The 19,163-nt window shown below is 69.0% G+C and carries 17 protein-coding genes; 8 read left to right on the top strand and 9 right to left on the bottom strand.

From position 1 onward, the window contains the following. Window positions 1-82 precede the first annotated feature (82 nt). From IB230_RS03725 to IB230_RS03715, 3 genes are read right to left on the bottom strand one after another with little or no spacing between them, the layout of a single operon-like run. A complete protein-coding gene (locus IB230_RS03725; RefSeq protein WP_192268857.1) occupies window positions 83-670 on the bottom strand; it encodes a YigZ family protein in 588 nt (195 codons plus the stop codon). Beyond that, on the bottom strand, window positions 667-1,779 hold the full coding sequence (locus tag IB230_RS03720) for a hypothetical protein (protein ID WP_192268855.1): 1,113 nt from the start codon (window positions 1,777-1,779) through the stop codon (window positions 667-669). Before IB230_RS03720 ends, IB230_RS03725 begins: the two co-directional genes overlap by 4 nt. 2 nt (window positions 1,780-1,781) lie before the next feature. Then, on the bottom strand, window positions 1,782-2,336 hold the full coding sequence (locus IB230_RS03715; RefSeq protein WP_192268853.1) for an RNA polymerase sigma factor: 555 nt from the start codon (window positions 2,334-2,336) through the stop codon (window positions 1,782-1,784). Window positions 2,337-2,599: 263 nt separating this feature from the next. On the opposite strand from IB230_RS03715, the gene IB230_RS03710 reads away from it, so the two are divergent. Then, on the top strand, window positions 2,600-5,506 hold the full coding sequence (locus IB230_RS03710) for an EAL domain-containing protein (RefSeq protein WP_192268851.1): 2,907 nt from the start codon (window positions 2,600-2,602) through the stop codon (window positions 5,504-5,506). Between the two features lie 86 nt (window positions 5,507-5,592). Here the strand turns inward: IB230_RS03710 and IB230_RS03705 are convergent, their stop codons facing one another. From IB230_RS03705 to xseA, 3 genes are all read right to left on the bottom strand, one after another. Beyond that, on the bottom strand, window positions 5,593-7,362 hold the full coding sequence (locus IB230_RS03705; RefSeq protein WP_192268849.1) for a VWA domain-containing protein: 1,770 nt from the start codon (window positions 7,360-7,362) through the stop codon (window positions 5,593-5,595). 96 nt (window positions 7,363-7,458) lie between these two features. Beyond that, window positions 7,459-7,803 (bottom strand): ribonuclease E inhibitor RraB, encoded by a 345-nt coding sequence (locus IB230_RS03700; RefSeq protein WP_192268847.1) that lies wholly within the window; start codon window positions 7,801-7,803, stop codon window positions 7,459-7,461. Window positions 7,804-7,868: 65 nt separating this feature from the next. Continuing rightward, on the bottom strand, window positions 7,869-9,197 hold the full coding sequence (xseA, locus tag IB230_RS03695; RefSeq protein ID WP_192268845.1) for an exodeoxyribonuclease VII large subunit: 1,329 nt from the start codon (window positions 9,195-9,197) through the stop codon (window positions 7,869-7,871). Between the two features lie 118 nt (window positions 9,198-9,315). Here xseA and IB230_RS03690 point away from each other — a divergent pair, with 118 nt between their 5' ends. The 5 genes from IB230_RS03690 (at window position 9,316) to IB230_RS03670 (ending at window position 14,532) form a co-directional block, all read left to right on the top strand. Next, complete coding sequence (locus IB230_RS03690; RefSeq protein ID WP_192268844.1) at window positions 9,316-10,605, top strand: exo-alpha-sialidase; 1,290 nt, start codon at window positions 9,316-9,318, stop codon at window positions 10,603-10,605. A 63-nt stretch (window positions 10,606-10,668) separates the two neighbouring features. Beyond that, complete coding sequence (locus tag IB230_RS03685; RefSeq protein ID WP_192268842.1) at window positions 10,669-11,070, top strand: DUF2946 family protein; 402 nt, start codon at window positions 10,669-10,671, stop codon at window positions 11,068-11,070. A gap of 62 nt (window positions 11,071-11,132) precedes the next feature. Continuing rightward, window positions 11,133-13,334: a TonB-dependent receptor gene (locus tag IB230_RS03680; protein WP_225589163.1), complete on the top strand. Its 2,202-nt coding sequence runs from the start codon at window positions 11,133-11,135 to the stop codon at window positions 13,332-13,334. Window positions 13,335-13,411: 77 nt separating this feature from the next. After that, window positions 13,412-13,798, top strand: coding sequence for a nuclear transport factor 2 family protein (locus IB230_RS03675; RefSeq protein WP_192268840.1), 387 nt, complete (start codon window positions 13,412-13,414; stop codon window positions 13,796-13,798). Window positions 13,799-13,851: 53 nt separating this feature from the next. Further along, entirely contained in the window at window positions 13,852-14,532 is a 681-nt protein-coding gene (locus IB230_RS03670) for a hypothetical protein (protein WP_192268838.1), read from the top strand. Window positions 14,533-14,535: 3 nt separating this feature from the next. Here IB230_RS03670 and IB230_RS03665 read toward each other — a convergent pair whose 3' ends face one another. After that, window positions 14,536-15,087 carry a response regulator transcription factor gene (locus IB230_RS03665; RefSeq protein ID WP_192268836.1) on the bottom strand — a complete coding sequence of 184 codons (552 nt, stop codon included), beginning with the start codon at window positions 15,085-15,087 and terminating at the stop codon, window positions 14,536-14,538. A 13-nt stretch (window positions 15,088-15,100) separates the two neighbouring features. After that, complete coding sequence (locus tag IB230_RS03660; RefSeq protein ID WP_192268834.1) at window positions 15,101-16,336, bottom strand: ATP-binding protein; 1,236 nt, start codon at window positions 16,334-16,336, stop codon at window positions 15,101-15,103. Window positions 16,337-16,434: 98 nt separating this feature from the next. Between IB230_RS03660 and ispG the strand changes: the two genes are divergently transcribed. Further along, window positions 16,435-17,700, top strand: coding sequence for a flavodoxin-dependent (E)-4-hydroxy-3-methylbut-2-enyl-diphosphate synthase (gene ispG / locus IB230_RS03655; RefSeq protein ID WP_192268832.1), 1,266 nt, complete (start codon window positions 16,435-16,437; stop codon window positions 17,698-17,700). Window positions 17,701-17,704: 4 nt separating this feature from the next. Continuing rightward, window positions 17,705-18,376, top strand: a complete 672-nt coding sequence (locus IB230_RS03650) for a phosphatase PAP2 family protein (protein ID WP_192271251.1) — start codon at window positions 17,705-17,707, stop codon at window positions 18,374-18,376. 164 nt (window positions 18,377-18,540) lie between these two features. Here the strand turns inward: IB230_RS03650 and IB230_RS03645 are convergent, their stop codons facing one another. Then, entirely contained in the window at window positions 18,541-19,149 is a 609-nt protein-coding gene (locus IB230_RS03645; RefSeq protein ID WP_192268830.1) for a hypothetical protein, read from the bottom strand. Window positions 19,150-19,163 lie beyond the last annotated feature (14 nt).

Raw genomic sequence — 19,163 nt, 5'->3', positions numbered from 1 at the left:
TGTTGAAAGCGGTTGTGGAAGAGGCTTCGTTCCCGACCGGGCGGGAAGCCTCTTCCACAAGCACCTGTTGCCTCGCAGGCGACTAGCCCGCTCCGACAAAGCGCACCCGGTTACGGGTGGCGTCGCGCAGCTGCGATTTCAAGGCGTCCAGGCGATCCACCGGCAGTTGGATGCGCAGGCGTGCGCCGCTCTCGTCGAAGCCTTCGTCCTGCTTCACCGCCTTGTGGGCGGTCAACGCGGCATGTACGTGGCCGAGGTCGTCAAACGGGCAGGCCAGTTCGACCGTGGCCAGACTGACCAGCGGCTCGCGCGGTGCCAGTCGCAGGCACTCCGCCGCGGCACCGCCGTAGGCGCGCACCAGACCCCCTGCGCCGAGTTTGATGCCGCCATACCAGCGGGTCACCACCACCATCACCCGGTCGAAGCCCTGGCCATCGATCGCGGCCAGGATCGGTCTGCCGGCTGTTCCCGATGGCTCGCCGTCATCGCTGGAACGGTATTCCTGGCCGATCCGGTAGGCCCAGCAGTTATGGGTCGCCGCCGGATCGCCGATCTCGCGCAGGAAGGCGAGCGCCTCGTCGGCGTTGTCGGCCCGCGAAGCCTGTGCGAGGAAACGGCTGTGCTTCACCTCCTGCAGCTGCGAGGCGCGTGCGGCGAGAGTATCGCTCACGGATTGCCGAGCAGCGGGCGCAGGTCTTCCGGCACGCGCTGGAAGGGATGCTCCTGCACGAACAGCTGGAGGCTGCGCAATGCGTTGGCGTCATCGCCGAGGTCGCGGCGCAGCCGGATGCGATCCAGCCATTCCTCGGGTGGCAGCCGCGTGTCCGCGTCGACCGGTACCTGCAGGTCGGTGCGGCGCAGGGCATTGCGGGCCGCGCTGGGCTGGGCACTGCCGGCGCTGGCGGCCGGCGGTGGGGGTGGAGGCGGCGCGGCGGCCACCGGCGCGGACGCTGGCATGACCTCCTTGGTCCTGGCCTGACGGTCCCGGGTGGTTACGCGATTGCCGGTCACCATGACGGAATCCAGCGTCAGCTTGTCCTCGGCCTTGGCGGCTGCTTCCCGTCGCTCCTCGTCGTAACGGACACGTTGCTCCTGTTCCTGCTCGGCGGCAGCGCGGTGCTGAGCGCGCACGCCGGGTTCCGGCGCGGCCGCAGCGACGGGTGCCTGTTTCGAATATGCGTCGGTGTCGACGGGAAACGCCTGCGGTGCCGCTTCAGGGGCGGGCGGAGCAGGGGAAGCGGCAGGCGCGGGGATCAGCGCGAGCGGGCTGCGCTTCGGCGGAGGCTCCTGGCGCGCCGCCGCCTCCGCATTCTGGCGGGCCGGTCCTGGCGCGGTTGCCGCGCGACCGATCGGGGTAGGCGGCAGAACCTTCGCAGGCATGGGAGGAGCGATTTCCTGCGTCACCACCGGGGCGGGCAGCGCGTCGGCGGCCGGTGCGGCGGCATCCGCAGCGACGGTCTGCGAGGGGGCTGCCGACTCGGCGACCTGACGCGCGGCCTCCATCGGCACTTCACTGGCGACCGGGACTTCATGCAGGGGGCGAAGCTGCCAGGCGACGCCGGCAGCGAGCAGTACCGAGGCGGCCACGCCCATGCCCAGCGGCCAGCGGCGCCGCGTCGGCGGCGCCTGGCCGCCTTTCGCGGGTGTGGACGGCACGGCCGCGCGTGCGGCGCCGAGGATGCGGGCATCCAGTTCGGGCGACGGACCACCGTGCGGTCCCAAGCGGGACAGCGATTGCGCCAGCGCGCGCTCTTCAGGGGTCAGGGGCTCGTGGGGCATGCTCATTCGTTCAACCTCGTCCGCAACCGGTCCATCGCATACCGCAGTCGCGATTTCACGGTTTCCCGGCCCACGCCGGTGATCTCGCCGATCTCCTCCAGGGTCAGTTCCTGCTCCAGCCGCAGCAGCAGCACCTCGCGCTGCTCCGGCGGCAATTCATCCATGGCCAACTGCAACCGCCGGCGCTGTTCGAACTCGGACAGCTGCCGCTCCGGGGTATCCGGGTCCGGCACGCGCGCCGTGCGTTCGTCGGCATCATCCGGCGCCGCAGGGCGGTGCTTGGACGCGCGCCAATGGTCGTTCAGGCGATTGTGCGCGATCCGGTACAGCCAGGTCCCGAACGCCGCTTCCGGTTTCCAGCCCTGGCGCGCACTGATCACGCGCTGCCAGGTGTCCTGGAAGAACTCGTCGGCCAGCGCGGCATCGCGCAGGTGCCGGAGCAGGAACCGATAAAGCGGCCCACGGTGGCGCGCGTAGAGCTGTTCGAACGCCGACGCGTCGCCCGCGGCATAGGCCAGCATCAGGGTCTCGTCGGCGGGTTCGGCAAGGTCGTTCACTGCTACCAGCGTAAGCGGTACCCACGCGCCCGTGAAGCTGGTGCGGGGTCGGGCGCCTGCCGCGTTCATCCTGGACCAGATGTGCGTCGGCATGACCCGACCAGTCAAAGCAGCGGGAGCAGGGGAGGCTGGCACGTGCATGGCAAACGGCCCACGGTCCGCGGCGGGGTTGCGCGGGTCGTTTCCGTTCAGGGGGCGGCAGGCGGTATGCTCGCGGCGGGGGACTTCCGGATACCGCACACCGACTCGTTCGGACCACGGCCATGCCTACGCCATCGATCAGCGCCGACAACCTGGCCAGCGCGGACGCCTCGCCGGCGGAGCGGATCGCGCTCGTCCTGCGTGGGCTGTTGCCGGCGGGTGCGGAACTGGCCGTCTGCTGGCGCGACTGGGCGCTGGGCAATGGCAGCGGCGCCACCCCGGACGCGTCCAGCACGTTGCGACGGCGCGCCGAACATGCGCTTGCCGAAGCGGTGGTCGAACACGACGGTCCCGACTCGCGCGTGTACGCCTGGGACAACGCCGACGGCAACGCCCGCGTCGCGCTGGCGCTGGCGCTGCCCGCACCGCTGGCAGAGGCCGAGGAGGCCTCGTGGGTATTGCTGGCGCGCACGCTGCTGGTGACCTCGCTGGACGCCTCCCGCGCGCAGGCGCGCGTGGTGTCGCTGGAGAAGTCCAAGCGCCTTCAGCAGGCGCTGTACGAGATCGCCGACCTGGCCGGCGCCGACCTCGAGATGCCGGAGATGCTCCGCCGCATCCACGCGGTGGTGAATTCGCTGATGTACGCGGAGAACTGCTACATCGTCCTGTACGACGACCAGCGTCGCAGCGTGCGTTTCCTGTATTTCGCCGACCAGCGCGACCCCTACATCGCCGAGCCCGAGCGCGAGTTCGGCGAAGAGGAGATGGTCAACAGTATGACCTTCGCGCTGCTGCGCCACGGCCAGCCGCTGCGCGGACCGTCGGCGGTGATCCGGCAGAAGCTGGGCGTGGTCCGCGATCCCTCGCACGGCCCGGACAGCCTGGACTGGCTGGGCGTGCCCATGCGTCGCGACGACCATGTCTGCGGTGCCATCGTCGTGCAGAGCTACGACGCGCCGGCCAGTTACGCCGATGAGGACCGCGCGCTGCTGGGCTACGTGGCGCAGCACATCCTCACCGCGCTCGACCGCAAGCACGCGCATGTCGAGCTGGAGCATCGCGTCGCGGTGCGCACGCATGAACTGCAGCGCGCCAACCGCGAACTGCAGGCCGAGATCATGGAGCGCAAGCGCGCCGAGAAGCTGCAGCGTGCGCTGTTCCGCATCACCGACCTGGCCATCACCTCGGACAGCCTGGAACGTTTCTACGCCGACGTGCACACGGTGGTCGACGAACTGATCAATGCGCGCAATTTCTACATCGCGCTGGTGTCGGACGACGGCAAGGACCTGAACTTTCCGTACTCGATCGACGAACGCGATCCGATGCGCAAGACGCGACGGATGACCAACGGCCTGACCGAGTACGTCATCGAAGCCGGCCGTCCGCTGCTGGCCGATCGCGAGGTGATCGGCCAGCTGGCCGAAGCGGGCAAGGTACTGCAGCACGGTCCGCCGGCCTACAGCTGGCTGGGTGTTCCGTTGTTCCGGGGCGACGACGTGGTCGGTACGGTGGTCGTGCAGAGCTATTCGGAAGAGGTGAAGTTCACCTCGCACGACCAGAACCTGCTGACCTTCGTCGCCCACCATATCGGCAACGGTCTGGACCGCCAGCGGGCGCAGGAACGCCTCCGCAGCGCGCACGCCGAGCTCGAGCGCCGGGTCGACGAGCGCACACGCGAGCTGGCCGAAGCCAATCACCAATTGCGCTCACAGATCGGAGAGCGCCTGCGGGTCGAGCAGCAGCTGACCCACCAGGCCACGCATGACGCGCTGACCGGACTGCCCAATCGTCCGCACCTGCTCGATCGCCTGTCGGCCGCCATCGAGCGCGCACGCCATGGCGACGGACAAGCGTTCGCCGTGCTGTTCCTCGATCTGGACCGCTTCAAGCTGGTCAACGACAGCATGGGGCACGCCGCCGGCGACGAACTACTGGTGGAGGTGGCGCGCCGCATCACCATGAGCGTGCGCGACGAGGACGTGGTGTCGCGCCTGGGCGGCGACGAGTTCGCGCTGCTGGTCGAGTACGCCGAAGGCATCGAGAACGTGCGCGACTTCGCCCAACGGCTGCTCGCCGTGCTCGGCCTGCCGATGTGGGTGGCCGGCCGCGAACTATTCCCGTCCGCCAGTCTCGGCATTGCGGTATGGCATCCGCGTTATCGCAACGGCGAAGAGCTGCTGCGCGACGCCGATGCGGCGATGTATCGCGCCAAGGAGCAGGGACGCGACCGCTGCGCCATGTTCGACGAGGCCATGCGCGAGGCGGCGGTACAAAGCCTGGATCTCGAGGCCGACCTGCGCCGGGCGATCAATCACCGCGATTTCCTGCCGTTCTACCAGCCGATCCGCCGGATGGACGACGGTCGCGTCATCGGCCACGAGGCGCTGCTGCGCTGGCAGCACGAACGGCGTGGCCTGCTGTTGCCCGCGGAGTTCATTGGCCTGGGCGAACATAGCGGCCTGATCGAACAGGTCGACTGGCTGCTCTACGAACAGGTGGTGCGGCAGATCGCGCGTGGCGTCGAGGGCTACATCTCGGTCAATGTGTCGCCGCGGCATTTCCGTTCGCCCGACTTCGGCGATCGCCTGCTGGCGATGTTCGAGGCGCAGGGGGCGGACCCCTCGCGCCTGCGGCTGGAGATCACCGAGGTCGCGCTTCTCGATGATGCGCCGCGCACGCTACGCATCCTGCGCACGTTGCGCCAGCACGGCATCCTCGCGCAGCTCGACGACTTCGGTACCGGCTTCTCCGCGCTGTCGTACCTGCACCGGTTCCCGATCTCGGTACTCAAGATCGACCGCAGCTTCGTGTCGGGGCTCGGCAGCGAAGCACGGCCCGAGAGCCTGGCGCTGGTGCGCGCCATCCTGGCGCTGGCCAGCACGCTGGGGATCGAGACGATCGCCGAGGGTGTGGAAACCGAGGAGCAGCGCCAGTCGCTGATCGAACTGGGCTGCCATCTCGGACAGGGCTACCTGTTGGGCCGGCCTGCCGCGCAGATGGAAGTCGTGGTCGCCGACGTGGTGTGAGCATCCCGGGTGTTGCCCACATGACGTGGCGTACGGGTTGAGCGGCAGGACGGGGAGGTCCATCCGTGGACCTCCGCTCGTCTGGATCATTCGCCAGCGAGGGCAGGGGCGTCGTCCTTGACCGCCACCAGCCGATGCGCCTGCTCGACCATGCCGATGAATTCCGCCTTCAGGCCATACGGATCGCGTCCCGTCGCTGCGCGCGCGGTGCGCGCCACGTCATTCCAGTTCCAGCCGTCGACGCGTTGACCACCACGCAACAGGTCGGCATAGGCCGCCACGGCACTGGCGAAACGGAAGGCGTCGCTGGGTTGTGCGGTCAGCGACGTTTTCGCGATCGGTGTTTCGATCAAACGGCTGGCCTCCTGGCCCGGCAGCTTGTAGCGCAGGCGCACGTGCGCGACCTCGGTGGTCGACGCGCCTGCGGCGACCTGCTTGCCACCGTAGCGCAGGGCGGGAAGGCGTTCCGCACCGCTGCCGACCGGCGTGATCTCGTACAGCGCAGTGACCTCGTGGCCGGCACCGATGTCGCCGGCATCGACCTTGTCGTTGGCGAAGTCCTCGTTGGCCAGCACGCGGTTCTCGTAGCCGATCAGCCGGTACTCGGACACCACGGCGGGGTTGAACTCCACCTGGATCTTCACGTCACGGGCGATGGTCAGCAGGGTCGACTGCATCTCGTCCACCAGCACCTTCCGGCCTTCCTGCAGCGTGTCGATGTAGGCATGGTTGCCGTCGCCGACATCGGCCAGCTTCTCGGCCAGCGCGTCGTTGTAATTGCCGGTGCCGAAGCCCAGCGTGGTCAGCGCGATGCCGGAGGCGCGCTGGTCGGCGACCATGGTTTCCAGCGCGTCCTGGCTGACGGTGCCGACGTTGAAGTCGCCGTCGGTGGCCAGGATCACCCGGTTCACGCCGTCCCTGACGAAGGCCTGCTTCGCCATCGCGTACGCCAGGCGGATGCCGTCGCCGCCATTGGTGCTGCCGCCGGCCTGCAGGCGATCGAGCGCACTGAGGATCTCGTCGTGCCGGTTGCCGGGCGTCGGCGGCAATACCAGGCCCGCGGAGCCGGCATAAACGACGATGCTGACACGGTCCTGCGCGCGCAGTTGGGTAACGAGCTGCGCGAACGACTGCTTGAGCAGCGGCAGCTTGTCCGGCGACTCCATCGAGCCGGACGTGTCGAGCAGGAACACCAGGTTGGCCGGGGGCAGCGTCGCTTTCGGTACGTCGTAGCCCTTGATGCCGACCATCAGCAGCTGGCGCTTGGCGTTCCACGGTGCCGGTGCGAGTTCGGTGGTCACCGCGAACGGCCGGCTGCGGTCACTCGGTCCGGCGTGGCCATAGCGGAAGTAGTTGATGAACTCCTCCGCACGCACGGCGTCGGCGGGTGGACGCTGGCCTTCGCGCAGCATGCGGCGCACGTTGCTGTAGCTGCCGGTGTCCACGTCGACAGAGAACGTCGAGACCGGCTCGTCCAGCGTACGGCGCACCGGGTTGTCGTCGCGGTCGGCGTACTTCTCGGCGTTTACCGGTGGGGCTTGCGGGGCAACGATGACGTTGGCGGTCCGGTACTCCATCATCATCGCGGGAGCCGGCGGCGGCGGTGCCGAGGGCGCGTAGGCCAGTCCGGTAGCCGCCGTCGCTTTGGCCTGCTCGCTGCGCAGACGGTTGCCGGTGACGGCGATGCGGTCGAGCGTCTCCTGGTCGCGCCGCTCGGTGGCGGCTTCCTGGCGGGCGTATGCGTCTGCAGCCACCGCGGCCGCTTCGGCTTCAGGGGAGTGCTGGGTCGTGGGGTTGGATTGGCAGGCAGCCAGCAGGGCGGCGGCCAGCAGGGTAACGGTCAGGCGGTGCGACATGGCGTGACTCCGTATGTGGGACAGGGAGTCGAACGCACGGGCTGAAGGAATGGGGTTGGACGGCGTGAGGTCCCGGCTGCGGGACCGGGAGCAGGATCAGTCGATGGCGCCGACATCCATGCCGTCATAGGCATCCAGGCCGTGCTCGTCGGCGAAGCGGTACAGCGCCTGGTTGCGCTCGTGCAGGCTGTCGGGCGTATGCACTTCGGTCTTCTCGATATGCAGCCACCAGAGGTCCGGATCCTTACGGCTGTCCTTCTCTTCCAGGTACAGCGCGATCACCCGGTAGCCCTGGTCCTGCAGCAGCGGCACGACCGTTTCCAGCGGTGGTCGCGTGCTGTGGGTGAAGAAGTAGCCCCACACCAGCGGCTTGCGCAGGTCCCAGGGCGTCTCCTTGGCCATGTTGTCGAACATCTCGACCAGTTGTTCGCGGGTGATCATGTCGTGCTCCGGAACAAGGCAATTGTCGTTCGGGTGCTGAGGGTAAGTCGCTCGCTGTCGCGTCGCTATTCCGCCCGCAGTTTCAGTCGGCCATCGCCGACCTGGGCATCGACACGTTCGCCTGGCTGCACCTGCGCCACCGAGCGCACCAGCGTGCCGTCTTCCTTCGTCACCAGGGCGTAGCCGCGAGCGACGGTGGCGAGGGGGCTGACGGCTTCCAGTGAGCGGGCGAGGGCACGCAGGCGCAGGGCGTCGCGTTGCAGGGTGCGGGCGATGGCGGCTTGCGGCCGGGGTGCGAGTGCCAGCAGGCGGGCGCGCAGTTGTTCGAGGCGGCGCTGTGGCGCGTGTGCGCGCAGGATGGCGTCGGCATGGCGAAGCGCGGCCGCACGCCGCGCCTGCTGATCGCGCCACAGGGTGTGCAGCCGGCGTGCCGCGTCTTCCTGGCGGCGTCGCAGCATCTCGAGGCGTGCCTGCGGTCGCAGGGCATTGAGTCGCAGCGCAGCGCGATCGGCGCGCTGCATGGCATTGCGCAACCGATGCGCCTGGGTGGTGGCCAGCCGACGCTGCAACCCCTGGACGCGCGCCAGCAGGTCGCGCCGGTCGGGTACCAGCAGTTCCGCTGCGACCGACGGTGTGGGCGCGCGCAGGTCGGCGGCGAAGTCGGCGAGGGTGAAGTCGGTTTCGTGGCCGATAGCCGACACCACGGGCACCGGCGAGGCGGCGATGGCGCGCGCAAGCCGCTCGTCGTTGAAGGCCCAGAGGTCCTCCAGCGAACCGCCGCCTCGGGCGACCAACAGCACGTCGTAGCGACCGCTGCGTGCCGCGCGCTGCAGCATGTCCACGATCTGCGCCGCGGCCGTTTCGCCCTGCACCTGGACCGGCAACACGTCGACTTCCAGCAGCGGGAAGCGGCGCTGCAGCACGCTCAGCACATCGCGCACCGCGGCGCCTGTCGGGGAAGTCAGCACGGCGAGCCGCTGCACGTGGGCGGGCAGGGGACGTTTGCGTGCTGCATCGAACAGGCCTTCCGCGGTGAGTCGGGCACGCAGTTCCTCGAACGCACGCCGCAGCGCGCCTTCGCCGGCTTCCTCCAGGCTGTCGATCACCAACTGGTAGTCGCCGCGCGCTTCGTACAGGGTCAGACGACCGCGCGCGAGCACGCGCAGGCCCTCGCGCGGGGCGAACTTCAGCCACTGGCTCTTGGGCTTGAACATCGCGCAGCGCACCTGCGCGCGCGCGTCCTTGAGGGTGAAGTACAGGTGCCCGGACGCAGGACGGGTGACATTGCCCAACTCGCCTTCCACCCACACCAGCGGAAACGCACCCTCCAGCAGGTCGCGCGCCAGCGTGTTGAGCTGGGTGGGCGTGAGGATGTCGCGGGCGGTGTCGTTCATGGTGCAAGGATAAACGCTGGGGGTGATCGGCGGCGCGATGAGCCTGCGTCAGCCGGTCGCAGTGGACCGGGTGGATTCCGTGGTGGAATGTCGCCCTCCCGCGAACGGATGTCCCGCCATGCCTGTTGCCCTTACGACATGCCGACGCATGCTGGCGCTGCTTGCCCTGGCCTCGATCGTCGCGTGTACGCCCGCGAAGCGGGACGCGGAGAACACGGCGCCCGCCGCCACGCCGCCGGTCGTCGAGCCGTGGACACTGCCGGCACCTGCGGGTGCGGCCCAGCCGGATCTCGTGGCGGCACCGGACGGCCGTCTATTGCTGAGCTGGCTGGAGCCCACCGGCAACGAAGCGCTTCGCTTCCGGCTCAGCCAGTGGAAGACGCACGCCTGGACGCCGCCGGTCACCATCGCCGAGGGAGACGACTTCTTCCGCAATTGGGCGGATACGCCGCATGTCTTCGCGCTGCAGGACGGCTCGCTGTGGGCGCATTGGCTGCGCAGTACCGGGCCGTCGCGGATGGACTACGGTGTCGATCTGGTGCGCTCCGCGGATGGCGGCACCACCTGGACGTCGCCGCAGCTGGTGCATCCCGCCGGGACACCGGGCGACCACGGCTTCGTGACGTTCTGGCCGCAATCGCGCGACCGGCTCGGCATCGCCTGGCTGGACAGTCGGCAGAAGGCAGCTGCCGGGCATACGGGGCACGACGGAGGCGAACACGACCATGCGGGAAGTGCCGCGATGATGCTGCGCGCGGCGACCTACGACACGCAGGCGAAGCAGACGGGCGAGTGGCCGCTGGATGTGTCGACCTGCGACTGCTGCACCACCGCGTCGGCGGTGACCGACCGCGGCGCGGTCGTCGTCTATCGCGGGCGCAGCCACGACGAGATCCGCGATACGCGCATCGTCCGTTTCGATGGCGAACGGTGGACGCTGCCGCGTGATGTGCACACGGATGGTTGGCGGATCGCCGGCTGCCCGGTCAATGGCCCTGTGGTGGTGGCGAAGGGTAGCCGTGTCTGGGTCGCCTGGTATACCGAGGCGGAGGGCGTGCCGGAACTGCGTGCGGCGCGTTCCGACGATGCCGGCGATACGTTCGGTGAGCCGGTGACGCTGGCCAAGGGTACGCAGGTGCTCGGGCGTCTCGCACTGGCGCTGGCCGGCGATCATCTGCTGGCCAGTTGGCTGGAACAGACGCCGGACGAACGCCAGTCGCTGGTGCTCGGCCGCTACGACGCGGCGTGGACCCAGCCGCAGCGCGCCGAGGTCGCCACGCTGTCGGCGCGGGGACGCGCCAGCGGGATTCCACGCATGCAGTGGCGGGATGACGCCGCGTGGCTGGCATGGGTCGATGTGGACGGTGAGCTGCCGCGCGTCGTCGGTGCGCGCGTGGTGTTTCCGTGACGGGAGCGGGTGCGACACTCTGTCGCGCCTGATCATCCCGGGTCCGATGCTTACAATCGTCGCGTGATCCGTTCGTCCTCCTTCCTGCGACCGATGCTGCAGCTCGCCTTGCTGGCGGCGCTGCTGATGGCGTTCGCGCCGACGGTCACGCGCTGGGTCGGGAGTGCCGGCACGCAGGTGATGGCGGGCTGGACCGAGCTGTGCTCCACCGACGGCATCAAGTGGGTCGACACGCGCATCGAGTCGCCTGTCGGCAAACAGGCGCCAGCGCCCGCCGGCATGCCGATGGGAGCGGACTGCGCCTACTGTGTGCTGGCGATGGCACTGCCGTTGCTGCTGCTTTGCATCGCGCTGCTGTTTCCACGTGCCGCCGGCGGCATCGTCGCGCGTGTCGTCCCGTTTCCGCCTGTCAGGCGCTTGCGTCTGCGAGGCCTGGGCGGGCAAGGGCCGCCGATCCTGCTCTGAACCACAAGACCCCCGATTGATCGTGCGGCCCGCGCGCCGCGTCCTTGTGCTTTGGAGTTCCCATGTCCCTGATGTTCCGGGCGATGCCGTGTGCGTCGCGCCTGTCCGTGGCGGTTGCCGCGGTGCTGTCTTTCCCCGTCGTCGCGCTCGCGACCGAATCCGTCGTGTTGCCCGATGGGTCACGCGCCACCCAGCTCGATACCGTCGAAGTCAAAGGCCATCGCGCCGGGCTGGACCAGTCGGCCGGCACCGGCACCCGCCTGGCGTTGAGCCTGATGGAGACGCCCGCGTCCGTCACCGTCATCGATCGCACGACCCTCGATGCGCGCGGCGTGCGCACCACGCAGGAGGCATTGGCCGGCATCCCGGGGCTGACCGTCGCATCGCCGCCCGGCAACGGCAACACGGTGACTTACCGTGGCTTCTCCGGCAGCCAGATCACGCAGTTGTTCAACGGTATCGACGTGCAGTACCCCAGCATCGCGGCACGGCCCGTCGATGCCTGGCAGTACGAGCGGGTGGAGGCCATCGGCGGGCCATCCAGCTTCCTCTACGGCGCGGGTGCGGTCGGCGGCACGATCAACTACGTCACCCGCCTGGCGCGACTGGACCGCGACGAGGCCGCCGTGCAGACGTCGTGGGGCTCGTTCCGCGACGGCACGCTGGCGATGGGCGCCAATCTGCGCATCGGTGGCGACGAGGCGCGGCAGGCCGTTCGCGTGGATGCGAGCGCACGCGATGCCGACAACTGGGTCGATGGGCAGCGGCGTGAGGCGTCCACACTGTCCGCGTCCTGGCTGGTGCAACTCGCGCCCACACTGCGCCACACCTTGGCCGTCGAGTATCAGCAAGAGGATAACCATCGTCCGTACTGGGGCACGCCGGTGCGCCAGCCTGCGACGGGACGTCTGTCCGTGCTTCCGGAGACCATCGGTCGCAACTACAACGTTGCCGACGGCTACTATGGGCAGGACGTGCGCTGGGCACGCTCGCTGCTGGAATGGACGCCAGGCGAGCGCGATACGGTGCGCAACACCGTCTACCACTACGATGCATTGCGCGACTACCGCAATGTCGAAAGCTACCGGCTCACCACCGACAACACCGGCGTGATCCGTTCCGGCGCGTTGCTGCAGCGCCACGACCAGCAGGTCTATGGCAACCGGGTCGAATGGGCCCACACGGGCACGCTGTTCGGTCTCGCATCGCAGTGGAACACCGGTCTCGACGTCAGCTACAACCGGCAGACGCGTTTTCCGCTCTCGTTGTCGGCGACTGTCGATACCGTGCCGCTGGATGCCGTCACGCCCGGTCACTTCCTCGACGTCCCCGGTGCGGCCCTCGTCCACACGCCTGACCGCACCAACCGGCTGCACACGCAGGCGCTGTTCTTGGAAAACCTGACCGAGCTGACCCCGTCACTGTCGCTGCTGACCGGCCTGCGGCGCGACCGCATCGTGCTGGACGTGGTCAACCATCGCACCGTATCGCCGACCAATCCTGCCCGGTTCGAACGCGAGTACACACCGACGACCGGGCGTGTCGCGCTGAACTGGGCCATCACGCCGCAGGCGAGTCTCTACGCGCAGTACAGCACCGCCGCCGATCCGCCGGCGGGCATCCTCAGCACCGCGAACTTCGCCACGTTGCGCGACTTCGACCTGACCACGGGGCGCCAGGGCGAAATCGGCGCAAAGTTCCAGTCGAGCGACGGGGGCAGCTTCGCCACGCTGGCGGCCTACCGCATCATCCGCCGCGATCTCGCCATCACCGATCCGGCCAATCCCGGGCAGACGCTGCCGGTTGGCCAGCAATCGTCGCGCGGCGTCGAAGCGGCGTTCGGCTGGCGTCCGCTGCAGGCATTGAACGTGGAAGGCAACCTGGCCTGGGTCGACGCGACGCTGGACGATTTCTACGAGAACGTCGGTGGCGTGTCCGTGTCGCGCGCCGGCAACCGGCCGACCAACACGCCATCGCGCGTGGGTAACCTGTGGCTGGACTACACGTTCACGCCGCGCTGGTCGGCGGGTGTCGATCTGCGCGGCGTGTCGTCGCGCCATGCCAACGCCGCCAACACGCTGTCCACCGCCGGCTACGCGACGTGGGGCGCACACGTGGCTCTCAAGGTTGGCGACGGCACCGAGCTGACGCTGCGCGGCCGCAACCTGGGTGACCGGACCCATGCCATCTATGCGCTCGGCAGCACGATGGTCTATCTGGGCGACCCGCGCAGCTGGGAACTGGTGTTGCGCAGGACGTTCTGAGGTGCACGGCATGCATCTTCACGCACTCGCACGGCCGTGGGTGGAAGATCGCGCCGTACCCCAGCGAGGACGGCGCGATGACTTCGGACGACGAGCGGGCCGTACGCGAGGCCGTGGTGGCGTGGGATCTGGCCATGGTGGGCAACGACGCGTCCGCGATCGGCACGTTCATGGCCGAGGACTGGGTGATCGTGGGTACCGATGGCAGCGTGTCCGACCGGGCACGCTTCCTCGCGCTGGTCGCGTCAGGCGACCTGCAGCATGACGTGATGGAGACGCACGACATGCGCGTCCGCGTCTACGGGGAAACTGCCGTAACGGTGGCACGGGGCGTGTCCGGCGGCCACTATCGGGGCCATCCTTTCCTGTTGGACGAACGCGTCAGTGGCGTGTTCGTCCAGCAGGAGGGCGCCTGGCGATGCGTGCTGACGCACCTGTCGCTGCTGGCGCGTGGCGAAAGCTGAGCGCAGCGCACCGGATGGGTCTGGCATGATGCCGGCAACGACGGAGGACGGGCATGCGCGGTCTCGATTTCAGTTCGTGGCAAGGGCTGTTGACCACGCTGGCGGGACTGGCGCTGATCACGCTGATCGGCGTCGGCATCCGCCTGCTGGTGATGCAGACGGTGCAGGAACGGCGGGCGCGCGAGAACCGCCAGATCAACGAGCGCCTGCGCACGTTGATCGCCGCCTACAAGACGCTGGGCGGTTCGTTCACCGGCGATCTTGAAGTCGACCCCACGCATCTGCGCGAACTACGGCAGCGGGCGCGCGAGGGGGGTCTCGATCCCGTCGATGACGGCGGCGATCGTTCGCGTCGGATCCGCGATGCCGTGGAAGCGGCGTTGTCGGACATCATCCTGCTCGGCACCGACGACCAGGTCCGTCTTGCCGCGCAGGCGGCCACGGATCTCGCCGCCGGCCGTCCCATCCACACCGACGCGCTGGTGGTGTCGCTGCGCGATTTCATCCGCAGCGTACTGGACCTCGAGCCGATCCCGGCCGGACTGGCGATTCCGCGTCAGGGGCCGGCGCGGCCGGTGGCGAACAAAGGCAAGGGTGAGGGCGGCAAGGCCGAGGATCGCCAGGGCGGTGCCGGCGGTGGCGCAGGTGGTATGGGCGCCGGCATGGGGGCGGGCGCCGGCCTCGGCATGGGCGCAGGACTGGCGATGGATCCGGACCGCGATCCTTCGCGCTGACCGCTACTCGTCGATCCAGCGACGCTCGGGACCGGGCCGCTTGGCCAGCTTGCGCTGCAGCGACCGCCGGTGCATGCCGAGCAGACGGGCCGCCGCGGAAATGTTGCCTTCGGTCTCGGCCAGCGCCTGCTGGATGTGTTCCCACTCCAGCCGGCTCAGCGGCGTCATGGTGTCGTCGGTCGCGCTGGTGTCTTCGCCCGCGGCCGGCGCTTCCAGTCCCAGCGCACGCAGGATGGTCGGTACCGTCGCCGGCTTTGGCAGGTAGTCGTCGGCGCCGCGCTTGATCGACTCCACCGCGGTGGCGACGCTGGCATAGCCGGTGACCAGCAGGATCTGCATGTCGGCGCGCAGCGCCCGCAGCGGTTCGATCAGGGTCAGGCCGGAGTCCGCACCCAGCTTCAGGTCCACCAGGGCGAAGTCGGGTTGGCACTCGCGCGCGCGCGCCAGTGCGCTGGCGGCGTCCAGCGCGATCTCGGTTTCGATGCCCTTGCGCGCCAGGCTGCGCTGCAGCGTGCGCGCGTAGAGTTCGTCGTCGTCGACCAGCAGGCCTTTCATCGGAAGTCTCTCATCAGGGGGTTTCGTCGTTGCCTGCCACCGGCAGGCGGAACTGCACCTGCACGCCCTTCGGCGGCACGGCGCGCATGGTCATGCGTCCACCCAGCCGCTCGATGGTGGCATGCGACAGGGCCAGGCCCACGCCCATGCCCTCGGGCTTGCTGGTGCGGAAAAGTTGTTCGGACTGGAACGGCAGGGCTTCGTGGAAGCCGTTGCCGTAGTCGCGTACGGTGCCAACCAGTTCGTCGCCTTCGCAGCGCAGGTCCAGGTCCACGCGTTGCGAACCGGCCTGGCGGCTGGCGTCGGCAGCGTTGTTCAGCAGCGCCTGCAGCAGGTGGCCGGTGGAGGCATCGGTGGCCAGCCACGGCGGCAGCGCACCGGTGCGCTGCAGTTCCACGGTCGGGCGGATCAGCTGCCAGCGCTGCACCACATCGTCCAGGTCCACGCGCTGGTGCACGCCCATGTCGGCCGAGGCGGCGAGCGCACGCACGCGGTCGCGGCACAGGTCGATCAGTTGACGCATGGTGCCGGCATCCTCGCGGATGTCGGGTTCGGCCGCGTGCTCGCGGATGTCCTCGGTCAGCAGCGTCATCGTCGCCAGCGGCGTGTTCAGCTCATGCGCCACCGCGGCGGCATGCGTGGCCAGGGCGACGATGCCCTCGTTGCGGGCGAAGCGTTCGCGCAGGCGCGCCAGTTCCTGCTCGCGCAGGCGCAGGGCGGCGACCAGGCGGGTGGAGAAGTACAGCACCACCGCGGCCGACAGCACGAAGTTCACGCCCATGCCCCACAGGTGCACGCTGAAATTGTTGCCGTGCAGGTGCGGCAGCGGACGCCCGAACACCGCTGTCAGCACATAGCCCAGCAGGCAGGCCACGCCGGTGGCGATCACCCAGCGCAGCGGCAATGCCAGCGCCGAGACGGCGATCAGCAGCAGGAACATGGAACTGAACGGATTGCCGATGCCGCCGCTCCAGGCCACCAGCCAGGACAGCACGGCCACGTCCACCAGCATGTGCGCGAAGGCCTCCGCCGCCGTCTCTTCGCCGGGCCGGTGGCTGCGCCAGGTGGCGTAGACGTTGAACAGCGCCAGCGCGCCGATGCCCGCCCACAGCGGCCAGCGCGGCAGGTCGATGCCGAGGAGCCCCAACGCCACCAGCACGGTCACCGCCTGGCCCACGATGGCCACCCAGCGCAGGTTGCACAGCGTGCGCAGGAACGACGGCGATAGGGTCAGCAGGGTATTCGGCATGCTCACATGCTAGTGCAAGCGCGCGTGGCGGGCCTGCGGCATGGCGTCGCAGGGCGGGAGGGACGGGTGGGGTGGGTGGCCCACGCTACAATGTCGGCATGCACGATGCCGTCACCCGCCCCACGCCCCCCACCGACGCCGCGCCCTGGCCGCGCCGCATCACCCAGGCCGTCCAGATCGGCAACGCCACCGTTGGCGGTGGCCGCCCGGTGGTGGTGCAGTCGATGACCAACACCGACACCGCCGACATCGCCGGCAGCGTGAAGCAGGTGGCCGATCTCTGGCGCGCCGGCTCGGAAATGGTCCGCCTGACCGTCAACAATCCCGAGTCCGCCGCCGCCATCCCGCGCATCCGCGAGAAGCTGGAGATGATGGGCATCTCGGTGCCGCTGATCGGCGATTTCCACTACAACGGCCACCAGTTGCTGGCAGGCGAGCCGGCCTGCGCCGAGGCGCTGGCCAAGTACCGCATCAACCCGGGCAACGTCGGCTTCGGCAAGAAGAAGGACACCCAGTTCGCCCAGCTGATCGAGTTCGCGATCCGCTACGGCAAGCCGGTGCGCATCGGCGCCAACTGGGGTTCGCTGGAACAGGCACTGGCCGCCCAGCTGATGGACGAGAACCACGCGCGCGAGATCCCATGGGACGCCGGCCGCGTGCTGCGCGAAGCGCTGATCCGGTCGGCGGTGGATTCGGGCGAGCGCGCCGTCGAGCTCGGCCTGCCGCGCGACCGCATCGTGCTGTCGGCCAAGGTCAGCGGCGTGCAGGAACTGATCGCGGTCTACCGCGACATGGCCAGCCGCACCGATTTCGCCCTGCACCTGGGCCTGACCGAAGCCGGCATCGGCAGCAAGGGCATCGTCGCTTCCGCGGCAGCACTGTCCGTACTGCTGCAGGAAGGCATCGGCGACACCATCCGCATCTCGCTGACGCCGGAACCGGGCCAGTCGCGCACGCAGGAAGTGATCGTCGCGCAGGAACTGCTCCAGACCACCGGCCTGCGTGCATTCACCCCAATGGTCACCGCCTGCCCGGGCTGCGGGCGCACCACGTCGGAGTTTTTCCAGGAACTGGCCAAGGTCGTGCAGGAACACGTGCGCGGCAAGATGCCGGAGTGGAAGGTCACGCATCCCGGCGCGGAGAACATGACGCTGGCGGTGATGGGCTGCGTGGTGAATGGCCCGGGCGAATCGCGCCACGCCAACATCGGCATCTCGCTGCCGGGCACCGGCGAGGCGCCGGCGGCGCCGGTGTTCGTCGATGGCGAGAAGAAGGTCACGCTGCGCGGCGAGAACATCGCGGACGAGTTCGTCGCGCTGATCGACGACTACGTCGAGAGCAAGTACGCGCGTGTCGCCGGCTGAGAGGCTGGCCCAGGGCCGGCGCTTCATCGCCAGCCTGCTGCGCGAGCATGGCGGCCGCCTGGTCCTGCTGTTCCTCTGCCTGCTGGCGCCGCTGTGGGCCTTCGTCGAACTGGCCGACGAAGTCCATGAGCTGGAAGCCTTCTATTTCGACGACCCGCTGCTGTGGCGCGCGCATGCGCTGGCCGGGCCGGCGCTGGACCGCTTCTTCATTTTCATTTCGGCGATCGGCTACCAGTGGGGCGTGGTGCCGGCCGACATCGCGTTGACGACCGGCCTGCTGATCGCCAAGCGCTGGCGCGAGGCGACCTTCGCCGGGGTGTCGTTCGCCGGCTCGGCGCTGCTGAACCTGGCGACCAAGCAGTTCTTCCAGCGCGACCGTCCTTCCCTGTGGGAATCCATCGCGCCCGAGCACACCTTCAGTTTCCCCAGCGGCCACGCGATGGGCTCGGCGACGCTGGCGATGGTGGTCGTGCTGCTGTGCTGGCACACGCGCTGGCGCTGGCTGGCGGTGGCGCTCGCCGGCAGCTTCGCGCTGCTGGTCGGCGTCTCGCGCATCTACCTGGGCGTGCATTACCCGTCCGACATTCTTGGCGGGTTCGCGGCCGGCATCGCCTGGGTGTCCGGCGTCTACCTCGTGCTGTTCCGCGTGCGCGGCAGGCCGTGGCAGGTGAGTTAGGCGCCTTCTGCTTTCTGTAGGAGCGACGTAAGTCGCGACCGCACGAACGAACCTATTCGATTGCCTCTACGACAGCGCGCTGCCAGCAATGGGATGACGCCAAGGTGCATGACCGCTGATGACGTGCGGTCGCGACTTACGTCGCTCCTACAGAGGAGCAGCTGCTAGGGCGCATACGCCCGCTCGCGCTCTTCCTGCAGCCGCTGCCGCAGGTACTGGTCGCGGGTGAGGCCGGCCGGCACCGAGGTCATGGCCATCACCTCGGCCACTACCTGGGCTTCCCGCGTCTTGTAGGACTGGAAGCGCGGATCGCTCGCCTGCTGCGCGGCGAACGCGGCCATGCGCTGGTCGGCGTGCGCGCGGTAGCGGTCGGCGATCGCCGCGACTTCCTCGGCTTGCCGCGCCGGATCGTCGACGGTCGCTTTCACGAGCGCGGTGCGCAACAGCACGGCTTCGCCGGCGGACAGGCCGCCCTGGGCTTCGTAACGGTCGATCTGGCGCGTCAGCGCATCGGCGCGCTCGCTGCGTTCCACCGCACGCAATGACGCCGCGCGCGCGAAGAAGTCCTTCGCATCGGCTTCGAAACGCTGGCGGTCGCGATGCGCCTGCGCCTCGGGTGTCGCCTGCAACGACACCATGGCCGGGGAGGGCGCGTCTGCCGGCATCGCGGTGCCAGACACGATCTTCCTCGCCTCCGGCGCATCGTTCCGCCACCACAGCACGGTGGCCATGAAGACCAGGCAAGGCACCAGCAGCGTCAGCAGTTTCTTCATGCGGAACCCCATGT

It is taken from the genome of Pseudoxanthomonas sp. PXM01 (genome assembly GCF_014851815.1).
Lineage (GTDB): Bacteria > Pseudomonadota > Gammaproteobacteria > Xanthomonadales > Xanthomonadaceae > Pseudoxanthomonas_A.
The sequence above is the reverse complement of the archived record's forward strand: the minus strand, read 5'-3'. Positions and strand labels throughout refer to the sequence as shown.